General features: G+C 44.7%; 16 protein-coding genes. 6 read left to right on the top strand and 10 right to left on the bottom strand.

Annotated features, from left to right (window positions below; genetic code table 11):
- Nucleotides 1-23: 23 nt before the first annotated feature.
- From BDE36_RS16220 to BDE36_RS23765, 4 genes are all read right to left on the bottom strand, one after another.
- Complete coding sequence (locus BDE36_RS16220) at nt 24-7931, bottom strand: PKD-like domain-containing protein (protein WP_141815693.1); 7908 nt, start codon at nt 7929-7931, stop codon at nt 24-26.
- A 123-nt stretch (nt 7932-8054) separates the two neighbouring features.
- Nucleotides 8055-9644, bottom strand: a complete 1590-nt coding sequence (locus BDE36_RS16215) for a peptide chain release factor 3 (RefSeq protein ID WP_141815692.1) — start codon at nt 9642-9644, stop codon at nt 8055-8057.
- Nucleotides 9645-9804: 160 nt separating this feature from the next.
- Nucleotides 9805-10830, bottom strand: a complete 1026-nt coding sequence (gene ruvB / locus BDE36_RS16210; RefSeq protein ID WP_141815691.1) for a Holliday junction branch migration DNA helicase RuvB — start codon at nt 10828-10830, stop codon at nt 9805-9807.
- A gap of 436 nt (nt 10831-11266) precedes the next feature.
- Entirely contained in the window at nt 11267-11440 is a 174-nt protein-coding gene (locus BDE36_RS23765; RefSeq protein ID WP_161987649.1) for a hypothetical protein, read from the bottom strand.
- Nucleotides 11441-11808: 368 nt separating this feature from the next.
- Between BDE36_RS23765 and BDE36_RS16205 the strand changes: the two genes are divergently transcribed.
- Entirely contained in the window at nt 11809-13692 is a 1884-nt protein-coding gene (locus BDE36_RS16205) for a DNA topoisomerase IV subunit B (protein WP_141815690.1), read from the top strand.
- A gap of 87 nt (nt 13693-13779) precedes the next feature.
- Here the strand turns inward: BDE36_RS16205 and BDE36_RS16200 are convergent, their stop codons facing one another.
- The 3 genes from BDE36_RS16200 to BDE36_RS16190 all read right to left on the bottom strand — a co-directional run bounded on the left by BDE36_RS16200 (nt 13780) and on the right by BDE36_RS16190 (nt 16643).
- On the bottom strand, nt 13780-14208 hold the full coding sequence (locus BDE36_RS16200; protein WP_235833198.1) for a nuclear transport factor 2 family protein: 429 nt from the start codon (nt 14206-14208) through the stop codon (nt 13780-13782).
- A 326-nt stretch (nt 14209-14534) separates the two neighbouring features.
- Entirely contained in the window at nt 14535-15584 is a 1050-nt protein-coding gene (locus BDE36_RS16195; RefSeq protein WP_141815689.1) for a hypothetical protein, read from the bottom strand.
- A 111-nt stretch (nt 15585-15695) separates the two neighbouring features.
- Complete coding sequence (locus tag BDE36_RS16190) at nt 15696-16643, bottom strand: Smr/MutS family protein (RefSeq protein WP_141815688.1); 948 nt, start codon at nt 16641-16643, stop codon at nt 15696-15698.
- Between the two features lie 212 nt (nt 16644-16855).
- Here BDE36_RS16190 and BDE36_RS16185 point away from each other — a divergent pair, with 212 nt between their 5' ends.
- Both BDE36_RS16185 and BDE36_RS16180 read left to right on the top strand, forming a co-directional pair.
- Entirely contained in the window at nt 16856-17926 is a 1071-nt protein-coding gene (locus BDE36_RS16185) for a histone deacetylase family protein (RefSeq protein WP_317132929.1), read from the top strand.
- A 63-nt stretch (nt 17927-17989) separates the two neighbouring features.
- A complete protein-coding gene (locus tag BDE36_RS16180) occupies nt 17990-18448 on the top strand; it encodes a GyrI-like domain-containing protein (protein ID WP_128771398.1) in 459 nt (152 codons plus the stop codon).
- A gap of 12 nt (nt 18449-18460) precedes the next feature.
- On the opposite strand, the gene BDE36_RS16175 is transcribed toward BDE36_RS16180, so the two are convergent.
- The 3 genes from BDE36_RS16175 to BDE36_RS16165 all read right to left on the bottom strand — a co-directional run bounded on the left by BDE36_RS16175 (nt 18461) and on the right by BDE36_RS16165 (nt 21377).
- Entirely contained in the window at nt 18461-19810 is a 1350-nt protein-coding gene (locus tag BDE36_RS16175) for an MATE family efflux transporter (RefSeq protein ID WP_141815687.1), read from the bottom strand.
- A 61-nt stretch (nt 19811-19871) separates the two neighbouring features.
- The gene (locus BDE36_RS16170; RefSeq protein WP_128771396.1) at nt 19872-20990 is read right to left on the bottom strand and encodes a hybrid sensor histidine kinase/response regulator; all 1119 of its coding nucleotides are present in this window, start codon (nt 20988-20990) and stop codon (nt 19872-19874) included.
- 192 nt (nt 20991-21182) lie between these two features.
- Complete coding sequence (locus BDE36_RS16165; protein WP_141815686.1) at nt 21183-21377, bottom strand: entericidin; 195 nt, start codon at nt 21375-21377, stop codon at nt 21183-21185.
- Between the two features lie 258 nt (nt 21378-21635).
- On the opposite strand from BDE36_RS16165, the gene BDE36_RS16160 reads away from it, so the two are divergent.
- The 3 genes from BDE36_RS16160 to rpmA all read left to right on the top strand — a co-directional run bounded on the left by BDE36_RS16160 (nt 21636) and on the right by rpmA (nt 23848).
- Complete coding sequence (locus tag BDE36_RS16160; protein ID WP_202618192.1) at nt 21636-22832, top strand: MFS transporter; 1197 nt, start codon at nt 21636-21638, stop codon at nt 22830-22832.
- A 353-nt stretch (nt 22833-23185) separates the two neighbouring features.
- A complete protein-coding gene (gene rplU / locus BDE36_RS16155; protein WP_128771394.1) occupies nt 23186-23497 on the top strand; it encodes a 50S ribosomal protein L21 in 312 nt (103 codons plus the stop codon).
- A 66-nt stretch (nt 23498-23563) separates the two neighbouring features.
- Nucleotides 23564-23848: a 50S ribosomal protein L27 gene (rpmA, locus tag BDE36_RS16150; RefSeq protein WP_128771393.1), complete on the top strand. Its 285-nt coding sequence runs from the start codon at nt 23564-23566 to the stop codon at nt 23846-23848.
- Nucleotides 23849-23921: the final 73 nt, after the last annotated feature.

Below are 23921 nucleotides of genomic sequence, written 5' to 3'. Positions count from 1 at the left end.
TGCTCCGTGACAGGGCTGTATTTTCATTTAATGACAGTAATATAACCAGACAGGGTCTTATTATAAACGGGTATATCAATTACATAATAGTAAACGCCTGTGGGTACAGGATTTCCGTTGTGGGTACCATCCCAGGGACTGTCGTAACCTTGCGAAGAGAACAGTTTTGAACCGTAACGGTTAAAAATGGTAACCGACACACCCGGGTAGTCGTCTAGCTCCCGGATATTAAAGACATCATTCACTCCATCATTATTGGGAGTGAAGGTATTGGGTATCTTTATTGGTTTTAAAACTTTGACGGAAATCTGGCTTGTTTCAACGCAGCCGGCTCTTCCTTTCACTGTCAACGTATAAGTAATATCTTCAACGCCCTTCACTGAGGGGTTTCTGATCGTGGAATCGCTAAGATAATTAAATGGAGCCCAACTGTATTCGAGGTTTTCTCCGCTAACCTGAGGCTCTAAAACCACGCTCTCATCTTCAAAAATGTAGATGTCTGCAATGGGGGTGATCGCAGGGGGGCGAATTATGCTGATGTTCAGTTCATCTGAAACAACGGAACAAGCACCATTGCCCGTAGAGGATAGCCGCAGTGTGACGTTACCGGCCGAAATATCTTCCCTGCCAGGTAGATAGTTGGCGTTTAAATCGGCATTTGAGGGGCTGAAACGTCCGGTACCCGAACTGCTCCAAATGGCTCCATATGGTGTGTTTACACTGCCGTTTAATCTTACATCTGGATTATCCGAACATACTTCCTGATCGGGGCCTGCTGCAATCACCGGTGTCGCCTGTATAGTGACCATAAAAGAGGAGGCAACTGCATTACATTTATTATTGGTTGAAGTAAGCGTTAGTTTGATGCTTCCCGAAATTACGTCGGCTGTAGAAGGTGAGTAAGTTCCCTTTAAACTGGTATTACCCTGGGGAAATGTGCCGCTGCCACTTGTACTCCATACGCCAGTAGAGCTTCCTCCCGAAATGGTTCCATAAAGCGCAACGAGAGGACTCGCTGAACATACTGTTTGATCAGAACCGGCATAAACAACAGAGGCTTCACTGATAACCACAATTGTTTCAGAAACCGGACCCGGACAACCGTCAACGGTTATGAAGAGCCGGTAAGCGCCGGCATTTAAGCTTGTTGCATTGAGGACATCCGGGTTTTGTAAAGACGAAATAAACCCGTTGGGACCCGTCCAGTTATAAGATGCGCCCGGCACGCTCGCCGCGGACAGACTTATTGTCCCACCCTCACACACCGGGCCGTTATTGCTTACTGCTATGGAGGCGGGCGTTTCATTCACTTTTACGAAAACCTCTTTTGTAATATTGATGCCGCAGCCGGGAGAGCTGATGATAACACTATAAGTTCCGGTTGCTCCAGGTGTGGCATTATTTATTTCCGGATTACGAAGGCTGGATGTGAAACCCGCGGGACCAGTCCAGTTATATAATGCCCCTGCAAATTCGGTTGCTTCGAAATGAATGGTTTCACCTGCACAAACGGGAGTGGTGGCAGTGACCACAGGGTTAATTGGAGTTGTGTTAATTACTACGGTAACAGCCTGAGCCGGCCCTGTACAACCCGCAATGGTTGTTGTTACATAATAGGTACCCGCATCGGCTAAAGAGGCGGAGTTGATAACCGGATTCCGAAGGTTGGATGAGAATCCATTCGGCCCGGTCCATGTGTATGTTGCGCCGGTAAGAGGTTCGGCTTGTAAGCTTAAGGAGCTTCCTGCACAAAGAGGACTGTTGCTGCCGGCAAGGGGAGCAGGAGGTATTGGGTTTACTACTACGTCTGTTGTGCCGGAAGCGCTGGGGCAGCCATTTACCGTTACAGTTAATGAGTAAGTTCCCGACGCCGCAGAAGTGGCATTGTTTATCTCAGGATTTTGCAGTGAGGAGCTGAACCCGTTGGGACCTGTCCAGTTATATGAGGCTCCGGCGATGCCTGTAGTACTCAGTATAAGGGTGCTGCCTGCGCATATTGGACTGTTGCTTAATGGAGTGGGCGTTGAAGGAAGAGGAACCACGGTGACCTCAGTGGTTCCGGCGCTACTTGTACAACCATTAACCGTTGTCTGTACGGAATAAGTTCCGGCTGCGGCTAATGAAAGGTTCGGCAAGCCCGGGTTCTGCTCGCTCGACACAAAGCCGTTTGGCCCTGACCATAAGTAGCTTGCCCCTGCAACAGCCGGTGTACTCAGAACAAGGACCGAGCCGGCACATACCGGTGAATTACTGGTAGCCAGTGGCGTCGCGGGGATAGGGTTTACCTCAACTACGAGGTTTTTTGTCACTCCCTGGCAGCCGTCATGGAAAGGAGTAATACTATAGGTCAGCGTGCCTGACACAGAGCTTGTATTATTGATCGTTTGAACTGGAATATCTCCGTTTCCGCTACCGGTAAAACCAGTAATTGCGCCGGAGGTGGTTGCTGTCCAGCTAAAGGTAGTGCCCGGTACGTCAGATGTAAGAATTACTGCCGGAAGGGTCTCTCCCGAGCAAATCGTTTTTACAAGATCGGTATTTGTTACTGCGGGAGTGGGATTTACGGTCACTATATAGATAAACGGATCACCGATGCAACCGTTTGCCGTGGGGATAACCTCATAGCTGACAACCACCGGCGAGGCAGTGGTATTATGCAGTGTTTCGGTGATCGCAGATCCGGTTTGCCCCACTGTAGCTGCATTACTGATACCTGGAACCTGTGCGCGGCTCCAGGTGAAGACAGTGTTAGTTACCCCTCCTGCGATGATATAGTTTTGTTGCTCATCGCTGCACACAGTAGCAGATGAGCTGCTGGTAACCACGGGCGTCGGGTTAACAGTGACATTATATGTAAATGGGGTACCTGTACATCCGTTTGCCGTGGGAATGATCTGGTAACTGACGGTTATGGGAGAAGTTGTGTTGTTGTGAAGGGTTTCTGTTATAACATTGCCCGTTTGTCCGGAAACCGCTGGATTGCTAATTCCCGCGACATCTGCCCGGCTCCAGCTGAAACTTGTTCCGCTGACTTCTGCGGTGATAATATAGTTTTGAGGATCGTCATTGCAAATAGTTGCCGATGAACTGCTGCTGACAGAAGGAGTGGGGTTTACCGTCACGGTATAAACAAAAGCATTACCTGCACATCCATTTAGGATGGGGGTGATTTCATAGCTGACGATAACCGGAGAGTCTGTGTCGTTATGGAGCGTTTCTGCGATGATCCCTCCTGTTTGACCCGAAACGGCCGGATTGCTGATCCCCGGAACTGCTGCGCGGCTCCAGCTGAAGGTCGTGTTGCTGACGTCGCTCGTAATTGTATAATTTTGCTGTTCGTCGTTGCACACTATTACAGACGAACTGCTGCTTATCGTAGGAGTGGGATTAACGGTGACCTTATAAATAAAAGGATCACCTGTACACCCGTTTGCCTGCGGTGTAATCTCGTAGCTAACAATAATCGGGGCATTGGTGCTGTTGTGCAGAGTTTCTGAAATAACATTGCCTGTTTGTCCGGCGACTGCGGGGTTGCTGATACCGGCGACGTCTGCCCGGCTCCACGTGAAGCTTGTACCGCTGACACCGTCGGTAATAATATAGTTTTGCGGTTCGTCATTGCACACTATAGCAGCTAAACTGCTCGTTACTCCTGGTGTGGGGTTGACTGTCACACTATATATAAATGGATCTCCGGTACACCCGTTTGCCATTGGGATGATCTGATAGCTGACAATAACCGGAGAATTAGTGTTGTTATGCAGCGTTTCTGTGATGGTATCGTCGGATTGACCCGTAACAGCCGGATTGCTGATACCGGCAGCTTCAGCGCGGCTCCAGCTGAAGGTTGAGTTGCTTACGCTTCCGGTAATAGTATAATTCAGTGGCTCGTCATTACATACCGTTACAGAAGAACTGCTGGTTACAGTGGGCGTAGGGTTTACTGTAACCTTATAGATAAATGGATTACCGGAGCAGCCATTTGCCATCGGTATGATCTCATAACTGACAGTCAACGGAGAGGCCATCATATTATGCAGCGTTTCGGTGATAATATCACCCGGTTGGCCTGTAACTGCGGGATTGCTGATCCCCGGAACCTCTGCGCGGCTCCAGCTGAAGGTTGTGTTACTGACGCCTCCGGTAATGGTGTAATTCTGCGCTTCATCATTGCATACTGTCGTGGATGAGCTGCTGGTAACCGTAGGCGTTGGATTGACAGTGACTTTGTATATAAACGGAGCGCCGGTACACCCGTTTGCCCGTGGGATGATCTCATAGCTGACTATCACAGGGGAGGTTGTGGTATTGTGCAGCGTTTCTGTGATTACACTGCTGATTCGTCCTGTAACGGCTGTGTTACTGATGCCCTGCACGTGTGCGCGGCTCCAGCTGAAGGTTGTGTTGCTGCTGCCTCCGGTAATAGCATAGTTTTGCGGTTTATCGTTGCAAACGGTTGCCGATGAGCTGCTGGTAACCGTAGGAGTGGGGTTGACGGTGACTTGATAAATAAAAGGAACACCCGTACATCCGTTTGCAGTTGGGGTGATTTCGTAGCTTACAATGACAGGAGAAACTGTAGTATTGTGGAGCGTTTCTGTTATGGTACTGCCGGTTTGGCCTGTAACAGCGGGATTGCTAATCTCAGATACTGCTGCGCGGCTCCAACTGAAGGTAGTGTTACTGACATCGCTGGTAATGGTATAATTCTGCGGCTGATCGTTGCAAATTGTCGCGGAAGAGGAGCTGCTGACAACAGGACTGGGATTAACGGTAACTTCGTAAAGGAAAGTCTCGCCTGCACATCCGTTTGCCATTGGGATGATCTCATATGTAACTATCAGAGGATAGGAAGTTGTATTATGCAGAGTCTCCGTGATTTTATCGCCGGGTTGTCCTGTAACTGGCGGATTACTGATACCGCCAACATTCGCCCGGTTCCAGATAAATGTTGTGTTACTTACGCTTCCTGTAATTGTGTAGTTCTGCAATTCGTCGTTGCAGACGGTAATAGATGTGTTGCTGGTAACCGTAGGAGTGGGGTTAACAGTGACCTGGTATATAAAAACATCGCCTGTACACACACCGGCTACAGGGGTAATCTCATATTTGACCACCACGGGGAAGGGCGTGCTGTTATGCAAAATCTCATTAATAACGCCGCTGGTCTGTCCTCCAATAGCGGTGTTATCTATGCCAGCAACGTACGCACGGCTCCAGGTAAAGGTGGTTCCACTAACACTGCTCGTAATGGTATATTGCAGAGGCTCGTCATTGCAGACAGTCAGCGAAGGAGAACTGGTAATCACCGGAGTCGGTTCGATGGTGAGATTCATGGTGTTATTTTGCCCGTCGCAAGGGCCGGTGTCGGCGGTTAGTGTTAGATAAACGTTTGTTTCTCCGGCTGCTGGTGTATAAACAGCATTCAACGCAAAGGGGTCTGAAAAAGTTCCAAGTCCGCCCGACCACTTTCCACTGGTGGCACTTCCACCGATCTGCCCATTCAGTACGACTGAACTGCCCGAGCATATCGTCTGATCCGGACCGGCATCTGCAATGGATTCAGGATTGATGGTGATAATTTGTGAGAAAGAGGCTTCGGCACAGCCACTCGCAGCTGCTATTTGATTCGTAATTGTATAAGTACCTGCCTGGCTTAGGTTCAAATCAATTTCTCCCGTACTTGCGTTTAAGAAAACGAGTCCGGCTGGTGATGCCGAGAAGGTACCGGCGCTGCTTCCTGCTGGAAAGGCCGGTATCGCATTGTTTTGTTTCCTGCAATAAGAACCGTTATAATTAAAGCTCGCATCCGGAGCATTGGTTATAGTAAGACTTACGGTGCTGGCATAAGCACATGGGTTATTTGCAATAAATGTGATTTCATATAATCCTGGCAAACTCGCACTCAAGTCGATTTCGCCTGTGTTTGGGTCGGTAAATACCACTCCGGGGCCGGCGCTGAACGTTCCTGTTTCGCCACCGATGATTGCAGGTGTTGGATCAATGCCCGACACGCAATATGTTCCGGACGCGTAAACAAAGGCCGGATTTTTGGGGTAATTTACAGTTGCTGTGACAGCCGTTCTTGTTCCTGTACAACCGGATGCCGATGTTGCGTCAACATAATATGTAGTGGTATTGGACAAAGGAGGTGTGGTGAACGAGCTCCCTGTTGCCAGCAGGTTACCATCCTCTGGCGCATCATACCACTTATAGATTTCTCCGGCATCCGTGACGCTGAGCGTGGCTGCGGAATACTGACAAATGGTTATGTTGGTTGCTGCCGGAGCTTGTGGTATGGGATTGACAATAACCGCGACGGGCGACCGTGCGCTTGTACATCCGTTAATGGTAGTTTGAACGTAGTAGGTCGTTGTCGACGTAAGAATTGGAGTGAAAAAATCAGGTGTTGTTGCCAATAGTACTCCTCCCTCTGAAGCGCTGAACCAGGCATAGTTTCCTCCCGGGTCGGTGGCTGTGAGCTTTACGGAACTACCGCTGCAGATTGAGGCCCCTGTAGCAGAAGGTGCTGGCGGTACCGGTTTGACGGTGACCGTGACCTTCGTTCGGGGACTGGTACAGTTATTTACAGTAGTTTGTACATAGTAGGAGGTAGTAGTGGTTAAAACAGGGGTGGTAAAAGCTGATCCGGCGCCGAGCAAGGTTCCGCCGGAAGCGGAGTCGAACCATTGGTAAATGCCGCCCGGGGAAGTAGCCGATAGCGTTACCGCATTGTTGCTGCAAATAGCCATGCCCTGCGCAACGGGAGCTGCAGGAACGGGAGTGACGTTTACAGTAACAGGTGTTCGCTGGCTTGTACATCCGTTTACTGTAGTTTGAACGTAGTACGTTGTAGTAGCAGATAATACGGGTGTTATAAAGGAGTCGCCCGTTGATAGTAAGGTGCCGCCTGAGGCTGAATTGAACCATTGATAAGTCCCACCCGGAGACGTCGCCGTTAGAACAGCTGTATTGCCACTGCAAATAGTGGTTCCATCTACAACAGGCGCTGTAGGTGTGGGTATAGCCGTTACCTCGGCATTTTGTGATACCGGAGAACAGTTGGTTGCATTATCAAGAACCGTTACACTATAACTACCGGCAGCATTAACTGTAATAGATGGTGTATTTTGTCCATCGCTCCATGTGTAAGTAAACGGGGGGATACCACCTGTGGTTACAGCAGTTAAAACCGTACTGCCGGATCCATCCGAACAAATTGCCGGATTCGCAGGATCGATGGCGACTGTCAGAGGTGGCGAGGTATAGACCCTGATTGTATCTGTTTTAGTACCGGCACACGCTGCGCCCGGCCCGCTGACCTGATAGTCGATATATGCCGGAGCTCCCGGCATGGGAGTAACGTATGTTGCCGGACATCCGGAGGTACAGCTAAGATAAGAGTTGTACTGCCCCTGAACCCCCGGATAGATGGACGTCCATGTTATATTGGCTGGCTGCAATCCGTTTACAGACATTTCACCCGTACATCCCTGCCTTAGGTTGATATCAGCAGAAGCGCTTACTTCAGTGGACGTCTTTATTGTATAAGTTTCTTCATCCCCTCCTCCAGGTTTACAATAGGTAATGATTACTATGTCACTGGATTTCGATAAACAAGCCGCTGTGCCGCTGGGTATTAAGCTGCCGCAATCAATAGAGTAAAAGCCTGCTCCGGTTATCTTATCCGTAGCAAAACTCAGCAGGTCGGAACCAGGGTGCAGGTATATTTTAAAAGTAACGCAGCTTTTGTCCCCGCAACAATCACCATTTCGTTTCGTTTTGAACGATTTGGACATATTTGGCGACGCTCTCAGATCGACTATGATAGGAATATTACAATCCTGAGCACGACTTTCTGCAAAGAAAGATACCAGCAACACGAGTAAAAGCAGACTCTTTTTTATGTAGCCACTGGTATATGTAATCACTCCCTCTAAGTATGTTTTTAAGACTTAATTGCTTATACGACAAAAAGGTCTGCCGGTTACTTAAAAGTCGTTAAAGGGGGAATGAGCTACAACTGGCTAAGTTGACATTACCGGGAGGAGTGATCAGGCCCTTCGAAATTCGGAAGTCGTATGAAATTCGATATCAGGAAAATCGCGCTTAGCAAGGTTGATAGCCCAGTCATTATCGGCGAGAAAGACGGGGTTTCCATCCTTATCGTAGCTGATATGTGATGCACGTCTTTGTATAATCTCCTGAAGTTTCTTTTTGTCGCTGGCGGTAATCCAGCTTGAACGCGAAAAAGAGAGGGGCCGGAACGCACATTTTGCACCATATTCGTTTTCAAGCCGGAAGTTAATAACCTCGAACTGTAAGGCTCCGACGGCTCCGATGATCTTCCTGTTACCTGGCTGCTGAACGAACAATTGGGCTACTCCTTCTTCTGTTAGCTGTTGAATCCCTTTTTCGAGCTGCTTGGTCTTCATAGGATCACGGTTTTCAACTTCCTTGAAAATCTCAGGCGAAAAGCTTGGAATGCCTTTAAACTGGAGTTTTTCTCCTTCAGTAAGCGTATCACCAATTTTGAAATTCCCGCTGTCGTATAAGCCCACAACATCGCCCGGCCATGCTTCCTCTACCAGCGTCTTATCGTTGGCCATAAAGTCCATGGGATTTGAAAACTTGAGTTTCTTATCCTGCCGGGTATGGTAGTAGAATTTGTTCCGTTCAAACTTCCCCGAACAGATCCTTAAGAAGGCGATCCTGTCGCGGTGCTTTGGGTCAAGGTTGGCATGTATTTTAAAAACAAAGCCAGTGAAGTCTTTTTCATCGGCATAAACCATCCGTTGCTCTGCTTCGCGATGGTGAGGACTTGGAGCGATATCGATAAATGTGTCAAGCAGTTCCCTGATGCCAAAGTTATTGATCGCACTGCCAAAGAATACTGGTGCAAGCAGTCCTTCCAGATACATCTCCTTATCGAGTTTTCCATAAATACCTTCGATGAGTTCAAGATCACCTTTTAGCTTATCGAGAGGCTTTTCCTGCAAATATTGCGACAGAAGAGGGTCGTGAAGATCTTTAACCTGGATAACAGGCTCCGATATTTTTGATTTATCAGCCTCAAACAAATTCAGCTGGTTGCCATAAATATTATATACGCCTTTAAAGGTGTAACCTTGTCCAATCGGCCACGACTGGGGGCAGACACTTATTGTTAACTTTGTTTCAAGCTCATCCAGAAGATCAAAAGCATCTTTTCCCTCCCGGTCCATTTTATTAATAAAGATGATAACTGGAGTGTTTCTCATGCGACAAACCTCCATTAGTTTCTCGGTTTGCTCTTCAACCCCTTTTACGCTGTCGACCACGAGAATGACGCTGTCGACGGCCGAAAGAGTACGGTAGGTGTCTTCCGCGAAATCTTTGTGACCCGGGGTGTCGAGAATATTAATCCGCTTATCTTTATATTCGAAACCCATTACAGAGGTTGCAACAGAAATTCCTCTCTGTTTTTCGATCTCCATGAAGTCAGAAGTGGTATTCTGGTTTGCCTTGTTTCTTTTAACTGCTCCAGCTGTATTAATAGCTCCCCCGAAAAGGAGAAATTTTTCTGTTAAGGTAGTTTTACCAGCATCGGGGTGACTTATAATTGCGAAAGTTTTCCTTTTTTCTATTTCGGGATGACGACTCATAATATATCTAAGTGAAAGAAGTACGGCGTAACACTGCTCTAACGAAGTGCTACAGGAACCTAAGGCTGAAGTATATATAGGTATTCTTCATTCGAGGTGCAAAGGTAGTATTTACAGACTAAAATTCATAGCCTGTAATTTGCAATAGAGAGGTGGTCGTTTAAAATAAAGTCTGCGCTCCACCAGGCTTCATTTTTCCAAGGTGGCGATATGCAAGATCTGTTACTTCACGGCCTCTGGATGTACGCATAAGGAAACCTTCCTGTATAAGGAACGGTTCATAGACTTCTTCAATGGTACCTTCGTCTTCGCCCACTGCAGTGGCAATGGTTTTCAAACCGACCGGACCTCCTTTAAATTTGTCGATAATTGTTGTGAGAATCCTGTTATCCATTTCGTCCAAACCGTGTTCATCCACGTTCAGCGCGTTCAGTGCATACCTGGCAATTTCGGTATCGATGCTCCCGTTGCCCTTGATCTGTGCAAAGTCGCGTGTTCGCCGAAGCAATGCGTTTGCAATTCGGGGCGTTCCTCTGCTTCTTCTTGCAATTTCATAGGCACCCTCATCTGTAATAGGTGTTTTCAAAATGGAAGAGGAGCGGAGCACGATAGTGGTCAGAAGCTTTGCATCATAATACTGAAGTCGTGAGTTAATCCCAAAACGCGCCCGCAGAGGAGCGGTTAACAATCCCGACCTGGTGGTTGCTCCAACCAATGTAAAAGGGTTTAATGAGATCTGGACCGAGCGTGCATTAGGCCCGGTTTCGAGCATAATATCGATCTTGAAATCTTCCATGGCCGAGTAGAGGTATTCTTCCACCAGTGGGCTCAATCTGTGGATCTCATCAATAAAAAGAATGTCGCCTGTTTCGAGATTTGTTAAGAGGCCTGCAAGATCTCCTGGCTTATCCAGAACCGGTCCGGAGGTAATCTTTATGTTAACCCCCATTTCATTGGCGATGATATGGGAAAGGGTAGTTTTACCGAGTCCCGGGGGGCCATGTAAAAGGACATGATCCAGTGCCTCGCCTCTGAGCCTTGCCGCCTGAACAAATATACGGAGGTTTTCGAGTATTTTATGCTGACCCGTAAAGTCTTCAAATGCCTGCGGACGAAGCACTTTTTCTATCTCACGTTCTGCCGGACTTAGCCGTTCTGCATCCGGGTCTAAATTCTCGTTTAACATGCGGCTAAAATACAAAATCCTCTCTGATCTTCTGGTGTGGAACCGATCTTTCTCATAGTTGAGTAGCCTGGGGGGCGGGCGTTGTCCGCTATTAACCAAAAGTAACGACGTGTTAGATAGACGTAGGGAATAAAAAAAATAAGCCCCGAGTTTAAGCAGGGCCTATTTTCTTGTTGTTTAACTGAGGGAAAAAGAACGATTGTATTGTTTTCTTAGGTAAATGTAATTTACAAAAGCCCGGTATTTATCAGGCAACCATTAAGCCGTTGTCTGGTTCCGAGGCTAGTTTCTTTATGATTTTATTTTTTGATGCTTTTAATGAGTCAAGTTCCTGAGAAAGAATACTCAAAAGTTGCCTGTCGAATTTTTCACTTAATTTCGTGACGGAGGTCTTGTTTAGCATTTTCATAACTTTGATTTTAGGTTGATTATCAAATTATTTATTTTCTTCCTCTGGATCAGAAAGATTACTCTTTCTAAGTTCCGCTTCTTTTTTTTGACGCTCTAGCTGTTCTAAATCTCTGGGATCGGACGCTTGCTCAGGGGCGACAGGGTTTTCCCATTCCTGGCCCTCTTTGTTCGTTTCTTTTTCGTCCTTTGGTTCGTTCATCTTGTTTACAACAACCATACTTATTGTCTTTCTGGAAAAATATGTTCCAATATCATACCAGAACAGCCGGATGACCGTGGTTTTAATAATATTCGAATAAAATAGGTGGGTTTTTACTTTTAAAAGCGTTTAAAGAGCTGATCAATGTCTGGTATATGTAAGTATTCCAATACATGCCCTGTCTTTAAAGTGCGACACTTTGAATCTTTACCCGGTCAAACGTGGCCGTTTCAAAAGTTAAAATTAGAGAGCTGCTTTTAAGCTTACAGAAAATCTTATTTTTGCAAATGCAGGGGAATGAGATCAAAGACGTTTCTGTGTTGTATCGTGCACGTCGTATTTGACTCTTAACTTTTAACTCTTTAAGTATGGCAGAAAACATAAATTATAGTGAAGACAGTATCAGGTCGCTTGACTGGAAGGAGCATATCCGGCTTCGACCAGGCATGTATATAGGAAAGCTCGGCGACGGGTCTGCTTATGATGATGGTATTTATGTTTTATTAAAAGAAATAGTTGACAACTCCATCGACGAGTTTGTTATGGGGGCTGGCAGAACTATTGAAATCAGCATTTCTGAGCATAAAGTTTCAATACGCGATTATGGTCGTGGTATTCCCTTAGGGAAGGTTATAGATTGTGTCTCAAGGATCAATACAGGAGGTAAATATGATTCCAAGGCCTTTCAGAAATCAGTCGGACTTAATGGCGTGGGTACAAAGGCTGTGAATGCTTTATCTGCAACCTTCACTGTTCAATCCTATCGTGACGGAAGAACAAAGGTTGCTGAGTTTAGTAAGGGAGAGCTGGTGAGGGACGAGCCTGAGAAAGACACGACCCAGCGTAATGGGACAGCTATTTCGTTTATTCCAGACGATACCATTTTCAGGCACTACCGTTTCATTCCCGAGTTTGTAGAAAACATGATCTGGAATTATGTTTTTCTGAACGCCGGCCTTACTATAAACTTTAACGGTCAGAAGTATTTTTCGGAGAAAGGGCTTCACGACTTGCTCTCCAAGAATACAGATGCCGACCATATACGGTATCCGATTATTCATTTAAAGGGTGAGGATATTGAAATCGCCATGACCCACGGTCAGCAATATGGCGAGGAATATTATTCATTTGTTAACGGCCAGCATACCACGCAGGGAGGAACGCATCAGGCGGCATTTCGTGAAGCTGTAGTGAAAACGATAAGGGAAAGATTCAAGAAAGAATTTGATGCTTCAGATGTTCGGGCTTCGATAGTTGCTGCTATTTCCGTAAGGATACAGGAGCCTGTTTTCGAATCGCAAACAAAGACAAAGCTTGGTTCGCTGAATGTTGGTCCCGATGGACCCTCTGTGAGAGGTTTTATCAACGACTTTGTAAAGAAGGAACTTGATGATTACCTGCTTCAAAACCCGCAGACTGCCGACGCAATGTTAAAGAGGATACTGCAGTCGGAACGGGAGCGCAAGGATATCGCAGGGATTAAGAAACTTGCCAATGAACGGGCAAAGAAGGCATCGTTGCACAATAGAAAGCTAAGGGATTGCAAGCTTCATTTTGAAGATAGCCATGAACGACGTCAGGAGACGACCTTATTCATAACGGAGGGTGATTCTGCCAGTGGCTCTATCACTAAATCGAGAGACGTTATGACTCAGGCAGTGTTCAGCCTTAAAGGAAAGCCCCTTAACTGTTTCGGACTTACAAAGAAAGTTGTATATGAGAACGAAGAGTTTAATCTTCTTCAGCATGCGCTTAATATTGAAGACGGCCTCGATGGATTAAGGTATAACAACATAGTGATTGCTACTGATGCCGATGTGGATGGTATGCATATAAGACTCCTGATGATGACCTTTTTCCTTCAGTTCTTTCCTGATCTGGTAAAGGGGGGGCACGTTTCCATTTTGCAAACCCCTCTGTTCAGGGTACGCAACAAGAAAGAAACAATTTATTGCTACAGTGACGAAGAGCGGCAGCAAGCAATCAGCAAACTGGGGACACGACCAGAAATCACCCGATTTAAAGGACTAGGAGAAATCTCTCCCGACGAGTTCGGTTTGTTTATTGGAAAAGACATCAGGCTGGAACCGGTAATTCTGAAAGAAGCCAACATACATGCATTGCTTGAATATTTTATGGGTAAAAACACGCCCGACAGGCAGCAGCACATCGTAAGAAATCTGCGTGTTGAAAAGAATGATGCCCAAACAGCTGCTGCAGCCGAAACTATTACGGAGGGATCAGCCGCTTAAGTAAGTGATTGTGTAAAAAAAATTGTGTAAAAAAAGAGGGGACATCATGTCGATGTCCCCTCTTTTTTTTACTAATGTTTATCGAATTTAATTGAATACGCTGGAAACATTAGTAATCTTCCACCCCTTGCTGGTGTGTGTGATGGTTACGTAGTTAATCCTTGTAAACACATCGTAGCTCATGGTTACTTTAACAATAGACTGAGAGTCGTTTTGTTCAACCACGGCATAATTTGTTTTGCAGTTCTGCATGATGTTTTCCGATCCTTTAAGAGCGTTCAGCATCTCATTCCTGTTGAAGTTGACAATCTTTTCGCCCTGAGTCATAGTAAACTTCACATCGTTGTCTAATACTTCCCCAAGTGATTTTACCTTTCCCTGAGTAATGGCATCTATATAAGTTTGAACTGCATAGTTCATACTTAGTTTTTGATCTTTAGCTCCGTCATCTTTAGAAAAGGCGCCAAAAGAAAATGTTATACAGAATGCAATAATAATAGTTTTTAAAGCTTTCATAATATTTAATATTTAGGTATATTAGTTTATTACTAAAACGTTTCAGAGGAGCCGAAAGTTGCGTTTTTTGATACCTGAGAGCACTTTTAGTAAATATTTAAACACTCGCTCCCATTGTTAAATTTCCTTTAAAAAAGATGCAAAATACCGCGATCACTTATCGTAGAATTAACAAAAAATAGCAGTTTTAGTATTGTGACTTCCATCACATATTTGCGTTTTAGGGGATTTTAGAGGGATTTCAGAACAAAAACACCTCTGAAATTAACAATTCAGACTAAAGTTTTGTTAAAACTGTATCTGGCAAAATGAAATTTTGTCCGGTGTTACGGTCTTTTTTCAAAAAATACATTTAATTGCTCTTGTACCAACTCGCCCATACTTTGACATTTTTTAAACGAGTCTCTTTTGTGGTAGTCGCTTAATTCGCCTGCCAGCCTCTGTACTTTTTCTTTAGGTGAGATCTCCTGGATCTTCATCACATCCAGCAAATCTTTTAGCCGGTAATGAACCAGCCGCATACGGTTATTTATCAAGCTTCGTTCCTCTTCCTGGTACTGTCGCATGGTAGATTTATCCATGTGCTTAATGCCGAGCAGCACTAGCTTATTGTTCTCTTTGAAAAAATGGGGAAGGTAGAAATTACGGCGGCCTTCATACGACTGCTGGTCAAAGTCTATAGCCCGCATCCGGTACTGGTTTCCCTCTATGTCGGGAGTAATATGCACAACATAGTTGTAAGAGCGCATATCGCCTAAAAGTCTTATAAAGCAGCGCTCATTGAACTTCACAAACTCTTTGCAAATACGAATTTGGTTAAACTTCGATGTATTCAATCGTTGATTAATAAAAACATCTCCAGGCAAACCCGAAATATGCTCTTCAATCAAAGTATCACCATCGGTTAAGTAGGTGATACGGTTTGGGGATAAAATGTGTTCGAGCTCAAGCCCGTATATCCTTGAAGCATCAGCTATCTTGACATAGATATAGTCGTAGTTATCGTTAAACCTGTTGATCACCCTGATGCGAAACGGTTTGGAATTCCCGAAGGTGCAGTAGTCGATCTGGGCAATTGTCAGGTTGTCTGCCACCTGTATATCTCCATCGGCGCACATCAGAACGTAAATATTAACCAGACTGGGAAAAAGTTCGTTCATCTCATGCTGATCGTAATACACAGTTTGCCAGAGTGTGTCGTTCCCGCTCTTATCAAGTAAGGGCGTACTCATCTGGAACCTGAGAAGGTCAGAATATTGCACCGGCAATTTAATTTCCCTGTTATACTTTAAAAGATAATCATGTAAAGGGTCGATCACAGGGTAAAAAAACTTCTTCTTCGAGGGGACGTCCTTGCGTGTTTCGTACTCTGGCATGTATTCCTAATTTATTCTCAAAAATATCTGTATTGTAATACGGCTATAAAGTCCACTGTCCCTTGTCCATCGTCAACTGTCCATTGTCCACTGTCCCTTGTCAATTTTCCACTATTTAAGTATCACCTCCGTGGCGCCATACCCAAATTTCTCTTTCCTGGCATCCATGAACGTTTTAACATGAGGGTTCCGGCCAACGCTTTTATGGATTTCCATTCGCAACGTTCCATTGCCTGCGCCATGTATAAAAATAATGGATTGAAGTTTATGAACGATAGCAGCGTCAAGCGATTTCTTAAAGTGTTCCAGCTGGATCTTTAATATTTCGGTTTTGCTAAGAAACTGGTGGTCGTCGCGCAGTTTTTCGATATGGAGATCCACTTCCTGAAGTGGTTTTGCGATTTCCTTCTTTACTTCGGGGGCTTTGAAAAAGCTTTCCTTCAGTTTCACAGGATCGATAACAAGGTCCTCCTCGTCGAGACGTATAAGCCATGCATCTTGTTTTAACAAAGGGACCGGTTTTTTGGCTCCAGCGAAATCTTTAGCTTTAAATTTTTCTTTAATCTTTAGTGGTTCTGGAAGGGCGATGTTTTGAGTTGTAAAGTAAAGCGCCTGCAAGTGGAAGGTTGGCCACATATCCAGCTCGGATAGCGAAGCTGTAAATATTCTCGTTGATGAAGCTGGATTAATAATACCAGCGAATTCACCTTTCAGTTCTTTTCCTTTTTCAGTAACCAGTGTGATCAGCAATTGAAAAGAAGTGCTATTTACAAGATGAAAGTAAACCACCGAGCCCTTTCGTTGGTCGGGAGCGACAGCGAGATATATACCCTTTGTTTCAAAAGCTGCAGAAGGGGCCACATTTTGAGCTGCATTCTGATCGGTAACTTGCTGCTCATACACATGGCCATGCACCCTGGTCACCTTATTTGCCGGAACCGGAATCTCGAAATCGTCGTCTCCGGTAACGCCAATCATATCATCACTGAAGATGCGTGTAATATATCCTTCTCTCTTTTCGTCCACAAAGCGGACGAATTCACCTAATTTATAATCCATTTTTAAGTTTTAGCTGTCGGTATCTTTTCAACAGACAGTAGCAAAGTTACTCAAATTCCGAGTCAATCTTTGCTTAGCGTGCCGAAAGTGAAGATTAAACGCATTTGAAATTTCAGGGTGCGCTTCGCACCCGCTTCAGAAAGGCTTCGGACAGGAAAGCCACCACTTAGCTACCATGCTATATCGTGTCTTGTGCTTCTTCGATAAATACCTTGGAAGCAACGGAGCGAGCGGCAGTCTGCACCGAAGATAGCCTGGAACGGTTCTGGACAGGTCCGCACGACAATGAGAGCACAGGAAACAAATCTGTTTTTTTAAACGATGTACTGAGATTCATTTGTCGTTTGCTTTTCACGGATATCAATTTGTATTTTGCAATTGTGTTAAAGATAGCTTTTGATCCGATATATGCCCACCCATTGCCTGAAGGGCACCGTTTCCCAATGCTAAAATATGAGCTCATCCCCGGTCAGCTATTATACGAAGGCTTGATAACAGAAGAAAATATTTTCTCAAGTGCTGCAGTTGCCGAAGATATAATCCTTCTAACCCATGAGAAAGAATACTGGGAAAATCTTAGGGATCTTACATTAGGGCCGCGCGAAGTAAGGCGCATAGGCTTTCCGCTCACAGCGCAGCTGGTGGAACGCGAAAGACGTATCGCGCAGGGAACGATAGATGGTTGCATGTATGCCCGTGAATATGGTGTAGCATTCAACGTAGCAGGCGGTACTCATCATGCAGGGTCAAATTGGGGGGAAGGGTTTTGCCTTTTGAACGATCAGGCGGTGGCTGCAAATTATCTGTTAAGCAACCGGCTGGCGTCTTCCGTTTTAATCATTGACCTTGATGTGCACCAGGGTAACGGAACGGCACAAATATTTGAGAATGTTCCTGAAGTGTTTACCCTTTCGATACATGCCGAGAAGAACTTTCCTTTCAGGAAGGAGCGGTCGGACCTTGATATAGGTCTGGATCTGGGTACTGGTGACGAAGCCTACCTGCAAATTCTAACCAGCACGCTTGAGCCCTTGTTTTCCCGCCTGAAGCCTGATTTCGTTTTCTATCTTTCGGGGGTGGACGTGCTGGCTACCGACAAGCTGGGCCATCTTGCATTAAGTCGTGAGGGATGCAGAGAACGCGACCGCAGAGTGTTCGAATTATGTAAGAAGTACGAAATACCAGTTCAAGTGAGTATGGGAGGGGGCTACTCAAAAAGAATAACGGATATAGTAGAAGCACATTGCAATACTTTTCGTGTTGCTCATTCACTTTATTTTTAATTTACCATGCTGACATAGGATTGTCATTGGCCTGGATACTTTTGCATACCAACAAAGAAAGTAATGAATAATCAAAAAATAGGACCTTTTAGTGTTATTGGTATCTCCGTAAGAACGACAAATGAGAATGGACAGTCTGGAAAAGACATTCCCTCACTTTGGCGGAAATTTATGTCGGACGGAATCCTTGAAAAGATCCCCAATAGAATAGATGATACTATTTATTGTATTTATACCGACTACGAAAAAGATCACACGAGGCCCTATACAACTATTTTGGGCTGTCGTGTGGAGAACTTGGATCAAATCCCCGACCAGATGACAGGGAAGGCATTTGAAGAGGCACAGTATAGAAAATTTTCGGCGAAGGGAAATCTGATGCAGGGTGCTGTTTTCGAAGAGTGGCAAAAAATCTGGAGCGCTGATCTGAGAAGATCGTTCACTGCAGATTTTGAAGTGTATGGCGTCAAATCTGTAAATCCGGAGAATGCAGAAGTTGATATATTTATTGCAGTAGAATAACCGCTTATGAGGCTATTGAGATATTCGCTTACTGAAGTACTTATAGCGAATGTACAGCAGTACAGCTGAGGCCAGCAAGCCGAGCGTTAGTCCGGCCCATATTCCGTTAGCTCCCATATTAAGATAGATCCCCATAATCCACCCCAGGGGAATACCGATTATCCAGTAAGCTATAAAAGTGATCACCGTAGGGATGTTTACATCGCCCATCCCGCGAAGAATGCCCAGGCCCACTACCTGGGCACCATCGAAAAGCTGGAATATACCTGCGATTATCAGTAGCTGTGCAGCTACGATGATGACCGCGGAGTCTGAGGTGTAAACCCATGGCAGCCATTGGTTCATCACAACGAAGAGCAGCGCCATGACGGACATAAAGGCGAGAACGATGTGATAGCTGGCGTTAGCCGACATTTTTAACGCGTTAAAGTCCTGACGTCCATAGCTGTTGGCTGTTTGAATCGTCGCGGCAGCAGAAATGCCGCTAGCCATCATGTACGTTGCAGAAGCCAGGTTAATGGCAATCTGATGTGCAGCGAGTTGTATTGCTCCCAGTGTACCCATAAGAATAGCAGCACCGCTGAACGCACTTACTTCAAAGGTGTATTGTAAAGCTACAGGCGCGCCAATCTTCAGAATTCTTAAAGACCGCAGCCGGTCGATTTTTTGCAGGGCAAATGTGCGGAGGTATTTCCTGAAATTGACTGAACGGAGAACATATGTTCCCATTACTACAGCCATCAGCGAGCGGTCAATTAAGGTGCTCCATCCCACACCCTTAACACCCATGGGTTCAATGCCAAACAGCCCCTTTACGAAGGTTATTCCGAGGCATACATTGATTATGTTGCCAACTATAGATATCACCATGGCTTGCCTGGTAAATCCAAGGCCCTCGGCGAACTGTTTAAATGTGTTAAATACCATTAATGGTATGATGGAAATTCCCAGGAGGCCGAGATAGGGCTTTGCCAGTTCGACTACCTTTTGATCCTGCTTGAGGAAATCGATAACAGAGAGTAGTCCAAAGTAAATGAGTAAAAATAATAGAATGGCAGTGATGATATTTATGAACAGACTGTTGATTAACAGTCTGCCGCATTCATCGTAGTCCTTTCGCCCGTTTTCACGCGCAATTAGTGGGGTGAGACCGTAAGCGATGCCGATACCAGCGACCATGATGATGGTAAAGGTGCTGTTCACCAGCGATACTGCCGCAAGAGCGAATGTTCCGGCGAAATGGCCAACAATTACGCTGTCAGCAGTGTGCACAAGCGTGTGGCCAAGTTGCGATACTACAACTGGCATTGCCAGCCGGAGATTGCTCCTGTAATACTTTTTATATTTTTTACCCTTTAGCATGGGGGCGCAAAGATACATAAGCGATTTGACAAAAAAGTTTCAAACCAACTCATGAAAGGTTCTATTCGTTACCGGCAACCGGAATAGTGAAGTAAAAGGAGGAACCTTCATTCTGTACGCTTTTTGCGCCATAGGTTCCTTTATGGTGCCTGATGATTACGGAGCAAATAAAAAGACTAATCCCGAGGCCTTGAAATTCATTGTACGAGTCTTCTGCTCTGTAGTATTTCTGAAAGAGATGCGGCAGCTTCTCAGCAGATATACCAACACCCGTGTCTCTCACTTCAACAGTAAAGCTATTTCCTCCGGTTGTTGTATTAAGGTAGATCTCTTTAGACTGTTGTGAGTACTTGGCTGCGTTAAAAAGAAAATCAAGCACCACTTGCTCTATTTTATCTTTATCAGCGTACAGGGTTTGAGGCAGTTCACCCGATCTGATAATGGTATACTCAGGATAAATATTGCTGAATGTTTCTAGTATGTTCTCTATCATATCGGAGCAGTTAAATGGGGCCATTTTAAACTGCATTTTTCCGGCCTCTATATTCGAAAGATCCAGGATGCCAGCTACCAGCAGATTTAATTTCTCCAGCTGGGTTTCTGTACGTTGAAGGCACAAAATACTGTCTTCTTTTTTTTGAGGATCGGTGGAGAACTTTTTTAATAGCTGAACGTAGCCCTTGGCACGTGTTAATGGGGTTTTCAACTCATGACTGGCGATGCTTAGAAATTCATCTTTTTTTCTTTCTGCTTCTTTTCTTACTTCAATTTCTTTTTCAAGCTCGGCCTGTGTCTTTTTTAATTCCAGGTTCTGTTGTGACAGCTTGTGAAGATTTTTAGCTTTTAGTAATAATATGTCCGGATCAAGAGGTTTTGTGATATAATCGTAGCCGCCGGACAAATATCCGCGCGTAATAAATTCTTTCGTAGTGTTTACAGCGGAAAGGAAAATGACAGGTATATCCTTTGCTTTACTGAAACCAGCAAGAGCTTCAGCAACCTCAAAGCCGTCCATCCCAGGCATTTGAACGTCAAGTATAATGAGCGAATAGGTAGTTACAAGTACTTTTTTTAAAGCTTCTTCACCAGAATAAGCCTCATCTACCTTAAAACCATTCAACTCCAGTATCTTTCTTAGCCCCAGCAAATTTTCTGGGAGATCGTCTACAATTAAAACCATTTCAGGTGATATACTATTACAACGGAAGAAAATTCTTGCCGTATATTCACCATTCAGAAACACGTATTTTTACCAATTGTTGAAATTATATGTATAAAAAAGACAAAAGCCCCGCTTGTGCGGAGCCTTTGTAAGGTTGTGCAATTGTAATTTAAGGATAAGCATTCCTGTTTTTCACAGGTAGATGTGTCTTTAGTTTGCTTTCGTTGTATCTGCTGGAGTACTCGTAGTATCAGTAGTTGTTGTATCGGCTGGCGTACTTGTTGTGTCTGTCGTATCTTGTAAAACAAACGCTGCTTTCGTCGCGTTTACCGGATGACTTACCGAACTGAATGCTGTTACCCCTGCGAAAGCTAATATTGCTGCTGAAAACATTAATTTCTTCATGACTCTGTATTTTAATTTGTTAACGATGACTAGACATAAAGAATAATGATGCCAGGAATGTGTATTTGTGTTAAGTAGTTGTTTTTCAATGTTTTATTTGGTTTTAGAACAAGGCGCCTCAAAAAATATTGTTGAAATATCCAACAGTGTGTAGTGGTTGGAATCAACAATAACCCGATTATCGATTGCAAAAACAAAATAGCGCTGGCCGAATATGAGAATGAATTATTTTTGCAGCAGTATAAAGGTTAGATGACGATGCAGGATGTGAAATTAAAGGACCCGGGGCCACAGTTAACAAAGGCAAACCTATGGCTTATGGCAGCCGGTTCGGGTTTAGTTGTAGCAAATAACTATTACAACCAACCTCTTTTAGGGAAAATTGCAGATTCATTCCATATTTCAGAGGCCAAAGCTTCCTCAGTTGCTGTGCTTACCCAAGTGGGATATGCAGTGGGACTCTTATTTATTATTCCGTTAGGTGATATGGTAAGGAGAAAACGGCTTATTCTTACCGACTTTGTCCTGATCCTTTTTTCCTTGCTGATGGCCGCCATGGCGCCGAATATCCATATATTGATGGTTGCCAGTTTTCTAATTGGTCTTACATCTGTTATTCCGCAGTTGTTTGTTCCGATGGCCGCACATCTTGCTAAGCCAGAAGACAGGGGCAAGGCCATTGGCACAGTAATGAGCGGCTTGCTGATAGGTATTCTTTGCTCTCGTACTTTAAGTGGCATTGTAGGGGAGTACTTTGGATGGCGGGCTATGTTCTTTATTGCTGCCGGGGTAATGGTGGTCTTATGGATTGCTTTGTTATGGCTGTTGCCGGAAGTGCATCCCGATTACAAAGGTTCTTATAAAGAACTGATGATGTCGCTTGTTAAATATATAAAAACAGAACCTTCTCTCCGTCTTGCTTCAATCAGAGGAGGATTGGGATTCGCAGGATTCGGAGCGTTCTGGACCACTCTTGTTTTCCTGCTTCAGGAACCGCCTTTTAACGCAGGGAGTGATGTTGCTGGCGCATTCGGCCTTATTGGAGCAGGAGGGGCTCTTGCTGCTTCTGTGGTTGGCCGGATCAGTGACAGGATGAACAAGCGAAGATTGATAACCATCACAACCTCAATGATGCTTGTTGCATGGATTGTCTTTGGTTTTTCTGCACAAAGCATGGCTGGTTTAATAATAGGAGTGATACTTTTAGACCTTGGCCTGCAATCGACTCATATTGCTAATCAGACCATTATTTTCGCTCTTCATCCTGCAGCGAGGAACCGGCTTAACACGGTATACATGGTTTCTTATTTTATTGGTGGTGCTACAGGGACGTTTGTTGCCGGTCAGGCCTGGCATCTCTGGAAATGGGACGGGGTGGTAGGAGTGGGGCTTGTTGTAAGCGGTCTTACGTTGCTGATCCATCTGCTGGGCGGCAGCGATCAGGTTGAAAGTTGAAAGTTGAAAGTTGTGGGTTGCGTGTTGAAAGTTGGACTTTGCGGGTTGCGTGTACCCAAAGTTAAGCGTTGAAATTTTGAAAACTGTTTATCATCATTGAAAGAAGCTTCTTTTGGCTTTAACCTTAGGCTTTAAATTTTCAACTTTGTACTTTTAACTCTCCACTCTCCACTCTTCTCTCTCTATTTTCAACTTTGTACTTTTAACTCTCCACACTCCACTCTTCTCTCTCTACTTTCAACTTTGTACTTTTAACTCTCTACTCTTAACTCTCAACTTCTCCAAATGCGCTTGCTTCTTTCAAAACACTTTCCTATATTTGCACCTCATTTAAAAAAACATAATAACTAACAATGTACGCAATAGTAAATATAGCCGGACAGCAATTCAAAGTTGCAAAAGACCAGCAGATCTTTGTACATCGCTTACAGGGAGATGAAGGCGCTAGTATTGAATTTGACAATGTGTTGTTAGCTGCAGACGGAAGTGATATCAAAGTAGGTGCTGGTGCATTGAACGGAGCTAAAGTTTCAGCTAAGATCGTGTCTCATTTAAAGGGTGATAAAGTGATTGTTTTCAAGAAGAAACGCCGTAAAGGTTACAAGAAGAAAAACGGTCACCGTCAGCAGTTCACTAAAATTGAAATTACCGGGATATCTTTATAAGATCCTGAAGGTAAAAAGAAAGAGTATTAACCTGAATTGATTTTCAGTTCAAAAAGATAAAAAAGCATGGCACATAAGAAAGGTGTTGGTAGTTCCAGGAATGGTCGCGAATCGCATAGCAAACGTCTAGGTATCAAAATTTTTGGTGGTCAGGATGCTATTGCAGGAAATATCATCGTTCGTCAGCGTGGTACTAAGCACCACCCCGATAAGAATGTAGGTCTTGGTAAAGATCATACTTTATTTGCATTGGTTGACGGAAAAGTTGTCTTCAAAAAGAAAGCAGATAACAAGTCATATGTTTCTGTTCTTCCGGTTGCAGCTCCTGAAGTTGCTCCCGTTACAGAATAAGCTACAATATAGCATAAATAGAAAAGCCGGATCTCACGTTCCGGCTTTTTCTGGTTATGACGGTTTCTGCTAA

It is taken from the genome of Arcticibacter tournemirensis (genome assembly GCF_006716645.1).
Lineage (GTDB): Bacteria > Bacteroidota > Bacteroidia > Sphingobacteriales > Sphingobacteriaceae > Arcticibacter > Arcticibacter tournemirensis.
Note: the sequence above shows the minus strand (reverse complement) of the source record. Positions and strands in the feature narration are given on the sequence as shown.